The sequence below is a fragment of the Archangium violaceum genome, from assembly GCF_016859125.1.
GTDB lineage: Bacteria > Myxococcota > Myxococcia > Myxococcales > Myxococcaceae > Archangium > Archangium violaceum_A.
The window spans coordinates 420,415-433,479 of the sequence record NZ_CP069338.1; the positions used below are offsets into that span (position 1 = coordinate 420,415).

Sequence of the window (13,065 nt, forward strand, 5' to 3'; positions counted from 1 at the left end):
AGCCTACTCCGTGCGTACGGGTTACGCTCGCCAGGTATGCAGCCCACGTCCGTCCCATCCTCGGACATCCGTCGCCAGCTCGAGGGCCGCTTCGATGCGTTGGAAGCGGCGCGGAAGCCCTATGCGGAACTGGAGGGGCTGCTGCGCTCCTGGAAATGGGAGCGCCTCCTGCATGCGAACCTGGAGCTGCTGCGGGAAGTGACCCGCCAGGAGCCCGTCCTCGAGGAGTTGCTCGTCCGTTTCCACAAGCGCGCGGAAGCGGAAGGTTGGCCCGAGGAGACTCCGGAGCTCCGGCTCTCACGCGAGTTGGAGGCCCGGCGTCAGCGGCTGGGCGGTCTCATCCACGAGCGGCTCCGCTGGTCCGAGAGGGAGGGCACCCTCGCCGAGGCGCTCGGTCAGCTCGCGCAGCACGTCCTCCAGGGCATCCCTTCGCCCCTCCATGCCCGGGAACGGCTGCTGTTCCGGGGAGCGTTCAGACCGAGTCTCAAGTCCCCCTTCTGGTTCTCCCTGGCCATCCCCCTCTCCCTTCATTCCTACCCCTCCGCTGGAGCCCTGTGGCTGCTGATGGCGCTGCTCTGGTTCGGCCTCCAGTACCGGCGCTCCGGGAACTGCTGGCTCACCCAGGAGCGGCTCGTGTGGAAGCCCCGGCGAGGTCAACCCGTCCAGGTGCTCCTGCGCTCCATTCCTCCCCAGGGCCTCCGGCGCATCCTCGACAGCGTGCGCGTGGAGGTGGAGGACGGCTTCCCCGTCCAGCTGGAGTCCCTCACGGATGCGGAACGGCTCATCACCTTGATGGAGCTCTACCGCCAGCCCCCGCTCCTCGGTGCGGCCGTGTCCGAGCGTCCGCTCGAGGCCGTCTGCATCCCGGGGCTCCGCCGCCAGGTGCCCGGTGGTGCCTGGGTCGAGCCCCACGTCGAGCCGGGTTGTCTCGTCATCCGCCCCGACCGGGTCGCCTTCCTCCCGACGCAAGACGGAGCCCGCGTGCTCGCGGCACTCGGCGGAACCTGGAGCGCTCCCACTCGCGCGGGACTCACGGTCTCGCGGCTCCTCGAGCAGCTCCGCTGGCTACCCGACACCGAGTTCGACAGGCTCCTCGCTCATGCGGCCGTGGAATCGGGCGGACTGCTGCGCGAGGCCCGCGAGCTCCGCGTGAGTCAGAGCGAGGAGAACGAGCCCCTGTACCTGCTCTCACGGGATGGCGTGGAGCTCTGTGGTAGACCCGGCCCCAAGGAGCGAGCGGAACTCTCGCTCCTGTGGAGCCGTCTGCGGGACGCCGGGCTCCGGTGAAGCCTGGATTTGAAGCAGTGTCGGCACGACCCTCACCCCGACCCGCTCCCAGAGGGAGAGGGAGCGGTGATCAGAAGAGCGTGTCGGCGAGCGTCGCCCGCGTGTCTCCCGTGAGCACCGTGAAGCGCATCACCCGGTCCTCTCCGCGCCACACTTCGATGGTGCGCGGCAGGGCCCCACCCGTGGCCGGCGAGGAGTAGTCCAGCAGGCGCACGTCCCAGGCCGTGCCCTTCGCGTCCTTGTAGCGCAGCCGCGCCGGCCGGAAGTCCTCCTTGTACACCCAGAACTGCGGCTTGCCCTCGCCCTGCGGCCCCAGCACGTACACCACGTCACCGCCGAAGCGCGCCAGCGACGTCGAGCGCGGCTCGATGCCCAGCGAGCGCAGGTGCTCCTCCACCACCTCGCGACTGTCCTGCACCGTCCCCGCGCGCACCGCCAGCAACGCGCACACCTGCTGAATCGCCTCCGACAACGCGGGAATCTCCGTGCCCTCCACCCGCTTGCGTCCCCCGGAGGACACCGACGCCACCGTGTTCCCCTCCGGCGCCTGCGCCTCGAAACGGCAGCGGCCCGGCAGCTTCACGTACAGCGAGCCATCCGCCTCGATGTCCGGCCGATCCGTGGGCAGCCCCAGTGCCGCTCCAGCCTCCTTCACCGCCGGCCCGTAGAAGTGCAGCGAGCCATCCACCTTCAGCGAGGACACCTGCTGATCCGCGTTCGCCGCCGACATCCGGCGCAGGATGGAGCCCCCGGGCAGCACGTACGCGCCCGCGCTCAACGCCGCCAGCAGTCCCATGACGAAGAGAGAGCGCTTCATCACGACCGCCCCATCCGAATCCCGCCCCGCGTCCACGACAGGGGTGTCGGTGTGTCGACGATCGGCGACGTCGTCTTCGGAAGGGCCTTCGTGGCCAACTCGACACACTGGCGGATGAGGAGTTCTCTCGTTGATGGGGTGGACATGGGGCGGCGAATCTAGTGATGGCCCACCCCTCCATCAAGACAGTTAGGATGTGCCCCCCATGTGGCCTCGCCTGACTGTCCTGTTGGCCGTCCTTCTGTCCACCCTCGCCGCCGCCCAGGAGGATTCCGGGGCCGATACCTCGATCCGTCCGCCCGCCGAGGACCTGAGAAACCTCATGAGTGCCCGGGGTGTGGGCATGGGCGGCGCCTGGCGCGCCCTGGGTGTCGGGGCCGAGGCGGGCACCGGCAACCCCGCGGCCCTCGCCGCCTTCCGCACCTACCGCATCGAGCTGACCGGCTCCTGGGACTGGGTAGGCAAGGATGCGCTCGGCATGGTGGCCGTGGCGGACTCGTCCACCAGCCTGCTCGCCGCCGGGGTGTCCTACCAGCTCATCACGCTCGGCAAGGGCACGCAGCGCGCCACCGGCCACCTCAATACGTTGGCCCTCGCGCTGCCGCTGGCCAACAGCCTGATGATCGGCGCCTCCACGCGCTACCTGCTGCTGCGCGGCGCCCGGCAGGCCAATGCCCTCACCGCCGACGCCGGCATCCTCGTGCGCCCCAGCGACGCCTTCTCCATCGGCGTCTCCGCCCACAACCTCATCGGCACCGGCAACCCCGAGCTCACCCGGTACTACTCGGCCCACGCGGGAGTGTTCGCCGGCCTGCTCACCGTCGCGGCGGACGTGCGCGCGGACTTCGAGACGAACGACCGCACCACGTTCACCTATAGCGGTGGACTCGAGTACGTCCTCGGACAGAGCTTCCCGCTGCGCGCGGGCTACACGTGGGATGGCTTCGCCCGTGCCTCCCAGCTCGGCGTGGGCATCGGCCTGCTGACGGGAGGAGGCGGCGGCATCGACCTGGCCTACCACCACGACTTCGGCGGAGAGCGGGGACGGCTCGTCGCCCTCACCTTCAAGGTGCAGGTGCGCTGAGCGCGCTCAGCCGCGCAGCGGGAGGTAGCGCTCGGAGGCGGAGAAGCGCACCAGCTCCACCAATTCCTGCTCGCTGGACTTGAGGGCACGCAGCGCCGCCACCGCGGGCCCCGGGCCTCCACAGGCGACGAGCCCCGCGCGATTCGCCGAATGACGGGCTGCCTCCGCGAGCGCCGAGGCATCGAACTCCCGCAGGGCCGACTCCATCAGCGCCAGCGCCCGCTCTCGGGACCGGGGATGCAGTGCCTCGCGCACCACCCGGGACTCGGGGCCGAACTCCGTCCCGCCGCGCAGCACCGAGGAGAGGATGGCCACCGCGCGCAGCAGCTGATCCTTCTTCAGGCAGCGCAGCGCGAGCAGGTCCGGCCCGAGACAGGACAGGGCGCGCCCGGCGAAGAAGCGCAGCTCCGGCTCCGGCAGCATCTGGCGCACCGCGAGCCGGCCCACCAGCAGGCGCGGGGCTCCCGGGTGGACGAGCGAGAAGGGAGGCCCCTCGTCCTCGGAGATGAAGATCTCGGGGAGCTGCACATCGAGCAGTCGAGCGACGGACTGCAGCACTTCCAGGGCGGCGCGAGCCCCCGGGCCCGAGTCCGGACGAAGCGGCTCGGAGGAACCCGCGGCCCTGCCGAAGGTGGGGAAGAGGCGGCAGAGGGCATGACCCACGGAGGCGAGCAGCTCGCCCGCGGGGTTGCGCAGACCGGGGTGTCGCAGGCCCGCGCGCTCCTCGCGGGTGAGCGTGTGGCGCGGAGGCCGGGGCACGGCGCCCTTCTCCCCCACGAGCGCCGCAGCCACCTCCGCCATCAACGAGCCCCGCGCCGTGTCGCCCCGGCTCACGAAGAAGGCCGAGAGCTCCCGGTAGGCCGCCGCATCGAGCGGGCGCTCGCGCACACGCTCGATGGCCGCCGGACGAGCCGTCTCCAGCGGAGCCGGAACCGGAGCCGGCGCGGAAACCGGAGCGGGCCTGGCGGAAACCGAGGGAGCGACAGGAGCGGAAGACTCGGAGGCCACGGGAGATGGAGTCGCGGCTCCAACCCGGGCACGCCGGCGTACCGGGTCCATCTTCCCCGGAGGCGCCTCCCAGGCGATGAACCGGGTGCTCTCCACGGCCATCGGAGAGGAGGGCGGCTCGGGCGCGAGCTGGGGCGGAGGAGGGCTCGTGGGAGCAGAGCCCTTGCCCGCGGGGACCACGGGCATCTCGAGGAGGGTTGGCGCGGACTCGGGCGAGGGGACGGGGGCCGGGGCCTTCGGCGTGGGCGTGAGCTCCACCGTGCCGGGCGGCGGGACGAGGAGGGCGGTGCGAGAGCCGCTCGGCTCCCGCTTGGGGACGGCGCTGCGAGGCGGCTCGGGGTGCAGCGATGGAACCGCGCGCTCGGCGATGGCCTTGCGCAGGTTCTCCGCCCGGTTGGCGTACACCTGCGCGCGGGCCGGGTCCCCCAGCACCTCGCGACAGAAGCGCGCGAGACGATCCCAGCTGCCAAGCCGGGCCTCGTCGTCCTCGGTGGCGGTGGCGGCGTGCTCCATGGCCCACGCGGCCTCGCCGTTCCGCCCCAGCGAGACGAGACGATCCACGAGCAGCAGCCACGCTTCCCTGTGCCCCGGCTCGAAGCGCACCGCCTGGCGCAGCTCCGCCAGCGAGGCCTCGTGGTCCCCCGCGGCCTCCAGCGTGGCCACCAACTCCAGCCGGGCCTTGCGCGCCGCCGGTCCACGCGGCTCGCGAGCGAGACGGGCACGCAGCAGGCGGCTCAACCCGACCCTGTCCCCCAGCTGTCGCGTCAGCTCCAGGAGGTGGTCCTGCGCGAGCAGGTCCTCGGAGTTCTCCGCGAGCACCTCCGACCAGGCCCAGTGGGCGAGCCGCGCATCGGAGAGCGACCCTCCGGCGAGCTCCGCGAGGCACCGCAGCCCCTCTGCGCGGTGGGCGGTCCGGCGAGGTACGGCGGCGAGCGCGACACGCAGACGCTCGGCCATCCGGGCGCGGTCCGCCTCGGGCACGCACCGGGCGAGCCCCATCAAGGCCGGGAGCGAGTGGGGGGAGATGGCCACCACCGCCTCGAAGTCCGAGCGGGCGCGGGCCAGCTCGCCCATGGACAACAGCCGCTCGCCCCGAGCCAGGAACGCCGCGGCACGTGCCCTGGGGTTGCTCGCGCGCTGCACGGCTTCGTCGAGCACGCGCCGCACCACCCAGTCATCCCCATCGGCGCGCTGGGTCAGGAGCCGCACCTGCTCGGCGAGCGCGGCCTGGTCCCCCGTGAGTGAGACGATCTGGCCATACACCCGGGCCGCCTCCGCGGTGTCCTGCAGCTCGTCCTCGAGAAGCTCGGCGAGCCGGGTGAGGGTCTCGGCGCGGACCACCAGGTCCTGCGCGCGATCGGCCTGGGCCAGGTAGAACTGGGCCAGCTCGCGCCAGCTCCGGCGCGCGATGAGCTGGGCCTCGAGACGCGTCTCGTCCGGATTGGCCTGCCGGGGCACCAACTGACGGGAGGGCTCGGTGTCCTCGTCGCTGCTCCAGGGAATGGGTGCATCCGCCCTGAGCCCCGCCGGTGGAGCAATGAGCGGGGATACGGACCGGAACGCGGGAGCGTCGGAGGTGGACTCATCCTCCCCGGCGGAGTCGTCCCGCGGAGCGGAGGCGGGAGACGCGGCGAGCGAGACGGGCTGCTCGGACGCCTGGGAGGTGGTCTCGTCCTGCAACCAGGGAGCGGGCTGCTCGAGCAGGGTGGCGTGTCGCTCCTCGTCGGCGGCCTCGGGAGCCACGGCTCGGGGTTGGGGAGCCCGCGGGGTGAAGCGCGCATCGGGCGGACCGAGGGATTCCATGGTGCGCTCATCCTCCGACCAGGGCGAGGAGGGCTCGCCGGTGCCCTCTCGAGAGAGCCGGCGGAGGAGGACGTCGAGGAGCCCGCGGGCGCGACGATCCTCGGGGGACTCGTCGACGAGCGCCTGGAGCACCTCGACGGCACGAGGAAGCTGCTCCACCCGGCGCAGCACGCGAGCGAGCTGCAGCCGTACGGCACGGCGGGTGGGGCCCTGGGTGTGGCCGAGCGAGGACGAGAGGAGCGCGATGGCGGAGGCCTCGGTGCCGGCGCGCAGCGAGAAGGTGACCAGCGCCGAGGCCAGACGCGGCGTCATGGGCAGGGAGCGGCTGGCGCGGACCAGCTCGCCGAAAGCCCGTGCGGCATGTCCCTGGTTCAGCAGACGGGCGGCGCTCTGGCGGTGACGTTCGACGAGCGCGGACACGTCGGCGCCCTCCCCGACCCGGGACAGGCCAGCGGGCGAGCGCTGGTGCGTATCGGCTGACTCCGACGAACCGGCGTCGTTGCCGTTTCTCACGCCACCCATGGGTGCGGCAGTCTACACAGGATGCAGCCTCCGGTCGTCACCACCCTCCTTCCCGCCCGAAACGCCGAGCGCACCGTGGCTCGCGCCGTGGAGAGCCTCCTCGAAGGCACCCTGCGTGAAATCCGGGTGTTGGCGGTGGATGACGGCTCCACGGACGGGACGCGCGCGGTGCTCGAGGGGCTGGCGGCGCGAGATGCCCGGGTGGAGGTGCTCGACGGAGGGGGCCGGGGCCTGGTCGCGGCGCTCAACCTGGCACTCTCGCATGCCACCTCGCCCTACGTGGCGCGGATGGACGCGGATGACGAGGCACTGCCGCGACGGCTGGAGGCGAGCGTCGAAGCGCTGGAAGAGGACCCGGGCCTCGGAGGCGTGGGCACGAGCGTGGAGTTGTTCCGCGAGGATCAGCCGGTGAGCCCCTCGATGCGGGACTACGCGGCCTGGCTCAACGGGCTCACCACCGCCGAGCGGCTCCACCGGGAGCGCTTCGTGGAGAGCCCCATCTGCCACCCCTCGGTGTGCCTGAGACGGGAGGCGGTGGTGGCGGCCGGAGGGTGGGAGTACGGCGACTTCCCGGAAGACTACGACCTGTGGCTGAAGCTCATCGACAGGGGCCACCGGATGCGCAACCTGCCGGAGGTGCTGTTGCGCTGGCGGGACAGCACGGAGCGGCTGACGCGGACGGACCCGAGGTACGCGCACAAGCGATTCATCTGGGTCAAGGCGCGCTACCTGGCGCGCAGCCGCGAGGTAGCGGGACGTCCCCTGACGATCTGGGGAACAGGACCTGGAGGGCTCATCCTCACGCGCTTCCTGCTGGCGGAGTGGGCGAGGGTGGAGCGCTTCATCGACGTGCACCCACGAAAGGTGGGCACGCGAATCCACGGGATACCGGTGTACCCACCGGAGTCACTGGGAGCACCGCCGGAGGACACCCACCTGATAGCGGCGGTGGGAGTGAGAGGAATCCGAGACGAAATCCGAGGAGCCCTCACGAGCCGCGGCTGGGTGGAGGGAGTGCACTTCACCTGTGCCGCATGACCCGCCCCCCTCCCTCTCCCTCCGGGAGAGGGTCGGGGTGACGGTATCCGCCCCCGTACTCCCCCCTCAGGCCGTGCGCACCACGCCATTCTGGACCGTCACAGGCCACGGAGTCAGCCGAGCACCGGAACACGGCCCTCCGACGCACGCCCCATCCTCGATGCGGAAGAGCGCCCCATGCCACGAGCAGGAGATCAACCGGGCATCGGGAGTCAGATAGCCGTCGAGCTTCTGCGCGAGCGGCAGCCCCTGATGCGGGCAGCGGTCCACATAGCCCCGAACACTCTCTCCGGTGCGCACGAGGAAGCCATGAAAGAAGGCCTCATCGATCTGCAGGACGAAGTTGCGAGCACCGGGGTCCGCGAGCGAATCGAGCGTGCAGAGGGCAACGCCAGCGGGAGTCTCGAAGACGCGAGAGCGCGGCCCCTCACTCATCTACGAGGCTCCGTGACGACCTGGTCGATCGCGCCGAACAGAGAGCGGCCCGCCGCATCCAGCATCTCGATGCGCACGCGGTCGCCGTGGCGGAGGAAGGGCGTCTTCGGAGCCCCGGTCAGGAGCGTCTCGACGGTGCGCACCTCGGCGATGCAGGAATAACCGAGCCCCCCATCACGGATGGGCTTGCCGGGACCCCCATCCGCATCGCGGTTGGACACGGTGCCCGAGCCGATGATGGAGCCCGCGCACAGGTCGCGCGTCCTGGCGGCGTGAGCGATCAAGGTGCCGAAGTCGAACGTCATGTCGACGCCCGCGTCCGCGCGCCCGAAGGGCTCCCCGTTCAACGAGACACGCAGGGCCCCGTGCAGCTTGCCCTCGCGCCAGGCCTCGCCGAGCGCATCGGGCGTGACGGCGACGGGCGAGAAGGAGGAGGCAGGCTTGGACTGGAAGAACCCGAACCCCTTGGCGAGCTCGGCGGGGATGAGGTTCCGCAGCGACACGTCATTGACCAGCATGACGAGCCGGATGGCCGCGAGCGCCTCCTCGCGGGTGGCGCCCTGGCGCACGTCTCCGGTGATGACGGCGACCTCTCCCTCCAGGTCACAGCCCCAGCTCACGTCCGCGAGCGGGATGGGCTCCCGGGGACCGATGAAACCATCCGAGCCGCCCTGGTACATGAGCGGATCGCTCCAGAAGCTCTCGGGCATCTCGGCCTTGCGAGCCTTGCGCACGAGCGCGACGTGGTTCACGTACGCCGAGCCATCCGCCCATTGATAGGCGCGAGGCAGCGGCGAGGCACACCCCTCCTCGGAGAACGGCATCCTCGGCGCGTCGCCACGATTCAGCGCCGCGGCGAGGGCACGGAGCGGCGCCTCACAGCGCTCCCACTCGTCGAGCGCGCGCTGCAACGTCGGCGCGATCACCGAGGCATCCGCACACCAGGCCAGATCATCCGAGACAACGACCAGGCGGCCGTCGCGCCCCGACTTCAGCGATGCGAGCCTCACCGCGTCACCTTCTCCGAGCCCGCTCCGGGCAGCCGGGCCTTCGGGAAATCCGACCAGCAGGCGTCGTAGTCACGCTGCAGGGCGGGCGTCTCCATGGCGAAGCGCGTGGGGGCGATCACCCAACGGCTCTCGAACATGAACGCGAGCGTGTCGGTGATCTTCTGGGGCGCGAGCCGGGCCTCCACCGCGCGCGTATAGGTCTCGCGATCGGGGCCGTGGCCGCTCATGCAGTTGTGCAGCGACGCACCGCCGGGGAGGAAGCCCTCGGCCTTCGCGTCGTACTCACCGTGCACGAGCCCCATGAACTCGCTCATGACGTTCCGGTGGAACCAGGGCGGGCGGAAGGTGTTCTCGGCGACCATCCACCGCGGCGGGAAGATGACGAAGTCGCAGTTGGCGACGCCGGGAATCTCGCTCGGCGAGGTGAGCACCGTGAAGATCGACGGATCCGGATGGTCGAAGCTCACCGTGCCGATCGTGTTGAAGCGTGACAGGTCGTACTTGTACGGCGCGAGGTTGCCGTGCCAGGCCACGACGTCGAGCGGCGAGTGGTCGAGCTCGGCGGCCCAGAGGCGGCCCTGGAACTTCTGGATGACGCGCGTGGGCCGGTCGACGTCCTCGTACGCGGCGACCGGCGTGAGGAAGTCGCGCGGGTTGGCGAGCCCGTTGGAGCCGATCGGCCCGAGCTCGGGGAGCCGGAACAACGCGCCGTAGTTCTCGCAGATGTACCCGGCGGCCTGGCCGTCGGGCAGCTCGGCGCGGAAGCGCACGCCGCGCGGGACGACCCCCACCTCACCCGGCGCGAGCCCGAGCACGCCCAGCTCGGTCACGAGCCGGAGCCGCCCGGACTGGGGGACGATCAGCATCTCCCCGTCGGCGTTGTAGAACACCGTGTCGGTCATCGACCGGTTGGCGAGGTACTGGTGGATCCCCACGCCCGCGCCCAGCGCCGGCGAGCCGTTCCCGCCGAACGTGACGAGCCCCTCGATGAAGTCGGTGGGCTGGGACGGACGCGGCAGCGGACTCCAGCGCAGGCGGTTGGGCGTGGCGGGAACCTCGGAGAAGGGACCGCTGCGCAGCAGTCCCTCCGGGAGCGGACGGAACGAGCCGTGGCTCGAGCTGGGGCGAATCCGGTAGAGCCAGCTCCGGCGGTTCTCACGCCGTGGCGCGGTGAACGCCGAGCCCGAGAGCTGCTCCGCGTAGAGGCCATAGGGCACGCGCTGGGGAGAGTTCTGTCCCTCCGGCAGAGCCCCCGCGACGGCCTCGGTCGCGAACTCGTTGGCAAACCCCGACAGGTATCCGTCCATCGCCATGGTTCCCTCCTCGGATTGCGCTCTGGCGGCCGACTACTTCTGGGTGGTCACCTTGATGACGCCGCGCCGGATCTGATCCAGCTCGATGGACTCGAACAGGGCCTGGAAGTTCCCGTTGCCGAAGCCCTCGTTGCCCTTGCGCTGGATGATCTCGAAGAAGATGGGGCCGAAGAGGTTCTCGGTGAAGATCTGCAGCAGGAAGCCCTCCGTCTTGCTGCCGTCGATGAGGATGCGGTTCTTCTTCATCCGCGCCAGGTCCTCCTCGTGGCCCGGCACCCGCTTGTCCACCAGCTCGTAGTAGGTCTCGATGGTGTCCTGGAAGATGACTCCGCGCTCGCGCAGCTTCTCCACCGTGCCGTAGATGTCGTTGGTGGTCAGCGCGAGGTGCTGGATGCCCTCGCCGTTGTACTGGCGGATGAACTCCTCGATCTGCGACTTGTCGTCCTGGCTCTCGTTGAGCGGGATGCGGATGGCGCGATCGGGGGCGATCATCGCCTGGGAGAACAGGCCGGTCGCCTGGCCCTTGATGTCGAAGTACTTCTGCTCGGTGAACCCGAACACGCGGTTGTAGAAGGTCGACCAGGTGCGCATCTCGCCGCGGCGCACGTTGTGCGTGAGGTGGTCGAGGATGTCGAGGCCGGTGCTGTTCTTCGCCTCCATCTCCCTGGCACCGGGAATCTGGCGCCAGTCGTCATAGAGGGAGCCCTTCTCGCCGTAGCGGTCGACGAGATAGAGCAGGCTGCCACCGATGCCCTGGAGGACATAGCTGTCGGGGCCGAGCGTGCCCGCGTTCGGGTCCGCCGGACGAGCGCCACGCTCGATCGCCATCTCGTAGGCCTTCTTCGCGTTGGCCACGCGGAAGGCCATGCCGTTGGCCGACGGTCCGTGCACCGCCCGGAACTCGGCCGCCTGCCCGGTCGGCTCGCGGTTCACCAGCAGGTTGATGCCGCCCTGCTTGTAGCGGATGACGTCCTTCGTCGGGTGCGTCGCGTACGCCGTGAAGCCCAACCGCTCGATGAGCTCGATCATCTTGCCGGGCTCCGGCGAGGTGAACTCAACGAACTCGAAACCATTCAACCCGAGGGGATTCTCCGCCGTGGCGCTCATGACCCGTGACCTCCGTAAACGGCCCAGATAGTAACATCTGAAACTATTGAATAAATAGTAACGTCTGAAACTAAATCCGCAAGACACCAGATGGGAGCCTGTTGAACCCGGAACGGGAGTGCCGGGGAACTGGTGCCTGGAGAGCGGACGGGTTGGAGCCGACGCGGCGCGTCAGCGGCGAGCGAGCACGCGCTCGGCGGCCATCTCCAGGCGGCGGAGCACGTCCTTGAGGGCGGCGACCTCCCGCTCGCTGAGCCCCTCGAGCACCTCCGCCTCGAGCTCCAGCGCCGCGGGCGCGACCCGGGCGTAGAGCTTCTTTCCCTCGGCGGTGAGCGAGAGACGGAGGGAGCGGGCGTCCGCGGCGTTCGTCACACGGCGCAGGAGCTTGCGCCGCTCGAGCACCTGCGCGGCGCGGCTCACCGTCACCTTGTCCATCTTCGTGCGGCCGACGATCTCCTGCTGGGTGAGCTCACCGTCCTGCGCCAGCACGGTGATGACGCGCCACTCGTGCATCTTGAGGCCGAAGTGCTCCTCGTAGGCCCGGGCGATGACCTGACTCACCGCGTTGGAGGCAAGCGAGAGTCTGTAGGGGACGAATTCGTCGAGCTTGATATGGGAGCGTGCCACGGTACGTCCACAGGGTACGAGGAGGTTGGTGTAGGAGCAACCGGACCGTCCTTGGGAATCAACGAATGGCCCCCAGGGGAGCCGGGACCCGCGCGGCCTCGAAGAAGCGCGCGAGGTCCTCCGGAACGGGCGCCTCGAACCGCACCGGTTGGCCCGTGCCCGGATGCCCCAACTCCAGCGCCTGCGCGTGCAGCAGGCAACGCGGAGCCGGAAGCCCTCCCGCCCGAGCCGCCCCGCCGTAACGCTTGTCCCCGAGAATGGGCGCGCCCAGCGCCGTCAGGTGCGCGCGCAACTGGTGGGTGCGTCCCGTCTGGGGCAACAGCTCCACCAGGCAGAAGTCCGAGCCCGCGTGCAGCACGCGGTACCGCGTGAACGCGGGAATGCCATTGGCCGCGCGGGTCGCGCGCCAGCGCCCCGGCCGGGACGGGTCCTTCGACAGCGGCAGATCGATGGTGCCTTCAGAAGGCAGTGATACCGGCCCTACCGCCGCCAGGTAGCGCTTGCGGGCCCGGCCCTCGCGGAACTCCTCCGCCAGGGCGGTCGTCGCCCGAGGCGTCTTCCCGAACACCGTCACCCCGGACGTCTCCCGGTCCAGCCGGTGCACCAGCCCCGCCGGCCGCTTCAGGTGCTCACCCACCTTGTCCACCAGACTGTCCCCTACCCGCCCTTCCGTGGGCTGCGCCGTCATTCCCGCCGGCTTGTCCACCGCGATGACGTCCTCGTCCTCGTGCAGCACCCGGAGCGCCAGGGCGGGAGCCGCCGCCGCGGCGAGAGGGCTCTGTCCCCCCTCCTCCAGCACCACCGTCACCACCTGCCCCGCGGTCAGCCGCGTCCCCGCGTCCCGGCTCCGGCGCCCGGCCACGTACACCGCTCCCACGCCCACCAGGCGCGCGGCCTCCTCACGCGGCACGCCCAGCTCCGCCGCCAGCGCCTCTCCCAGGGCTCGGTTCACGTGGGCGGCTTCGACTCGAAAGGTGCGGCGCTTCATTCAGTGGGTTTCCTCGTGGCGTCCAC

Annotated in this window: 11 protein-coding genes; 3 read left to right on the forward strand and 8 right to left on the reverse strand. The window is 70.5% G+C overall.

The window, feature by feature from the left end:
* Positions 1–36: 36 nt before the first annotated feature.
* Complete coding sequence (locus tag JQX13_RS01795) at positions 37–1,287, forward strand: hypothetical protein (protein WP_203407363.1); 1,251 nt, start codon at positions 37–39, stop codon at positions 1,285–1,287.
* Between the two features lie 70 nt (positions 1,288–1,357).
* Here the strand turns inward: JQX13_RS01795 and JQX13_RS01800 are convergent, their stop codons facing one another.
* Positions 1,358–2,104 (reverse strand): hypothetical protein, encoded by a 747-nt coding sequence (locus JQX13_RS01800; RefSeq protein ID WP_203411832.1) that lies wholly within the window; start codon positions 2,102–2,104, stop codon positions 1,358–1,360.
* Positions 2,105–2,309: 205 nt separating this feature from the next.
* Here JQX13_RS01800 and JQX13_RS01805 point away from each other — a divergent pair, with 205 nt between their 5' ends.
* Positions 2,310–3,188 (forward strand): hypothetical protein, encoded by an 879-nt coding sequence (locus tag JQX13_RS01805; RefSeq protein WP_203407364.1) that lies wholly within the window; start codon positions 2,310–2,312, stop codon positions 3,186–3,188.
* 6 nt (positions 3,189–3,194) lie between these two features.
* Here the strand turns inward: JQX13_RS01805 and JQX13_RS01810 are convergent, their stop codons facing one another.
* Complete coding sequence (locus JQX13_RS01810) at positions 3,195–6,521, reverse strand: hypothetical protein (RefSeq protein WP_203407365.1); 3,327 nt, start codon at positions 6,519–6,521, stop codon at positions 3,195–3,197.
* Positions 6,522–6,542: 21 nt separating this feature from the next.
* Here JQX13_RS01810 and JQX13_RS01815 point away from each other — a divergent pair, with 21 nt between their 5' ends.
* A complete protein-coding gene (locus JQX13_RS01815; protein WP_203407366.1) occupies positions 6,543–7,559 on the forward strand; it encodes a glycosyltransferase in 1,017 nt (338 codons plus the stop codon).
* A 66-nt stretch (positions 7,560–7,625) separates the two neighbouring features.
* Here the strand turns inward: JQX13_RS01815 and JQX13_RS01820 are convergent, their stop codons facing one another.
* The 6 genes from JQX13_RS01820 to JQX13_RS01845 all read right to left on the reverse strand — a co-directional run bounded on the left by JQX13_RS01820 (position 7,626) and on the right by JQX13_RS01845 (position 13,039).
* Positions 7,626–7,994 (reverse strand): Rieske (2Fe-2S) protein, encoded by a 369-nt coding sequence (locus tag JQX13_RS01820; RefSeq protein ID WP_203407367.1) that lies wholly within the window; start codon positions 7,992–7,994, stop codon positions 7,626–7,628.
* Entirely contained in the window at positions 7,991–9,004 is a 1,014-nt protein-coding gene (locus JQX13_RS01825; protein WP_203407368.1) for a fumarylacetoacetate hydrolase family protein, read from the reverse strand. The genes JQX13_RS01820 and JQX13_RS01825 overlap by 4 nt, the downstream gene beginning before the upstream one ends.
* Entirely contained in the window at positions 9,001–10,317 is a 1,317-nt protein-coding gene (gene hmgA, locus JQX13_RS01830) for a homogentisate 1,2-dioxygenase (protein ID WP_203407369.1), read from the reverse strand. Before hmgA ends, JQX13_RS01825 begins: the two co-directional genes overlap by 4 nt.
* A 33-nt stretch (positions 10,318–10,350) precedes the next feature.
* Entirely contained in the window at positions 10,351–11,424 is a 1,074-nt protein-coding gene (gene hppD / locus JQX13_RS01835; protein ID WP_203407370.1) for a 4-hydroxyphenylpyruvate dioxygenase, read from the reverse strand.
* Positions 11,425–11,595: 171 nt separating this feature from the next.
* Positions 11,596–12,051, reverse strand: coding sequence for a MarR family winged helix-turn-helix transcriptional regulator (locus JQX13_RS01840; RefSeq protein ID WP_203407371.1), 456 nt, complete (start codon positions 12,049–12,051; stop codon positions 11,596–11,598).
* A gap of 58 nt (positions 12,052–12,109) precedes the next feature.
* Positions 12,110–13,039, reverse strand: coding sequence for an RluA family pseudouridine synthase (locus tag JQX13_RS01845; protein ID WP_203407372.1), 930 nt, complete (start codon positions 13,037–13,039; stop codon positions 12,110–12,112).
* Positions 13,040–13,065 lie beyond the last annotated feature (26 nt).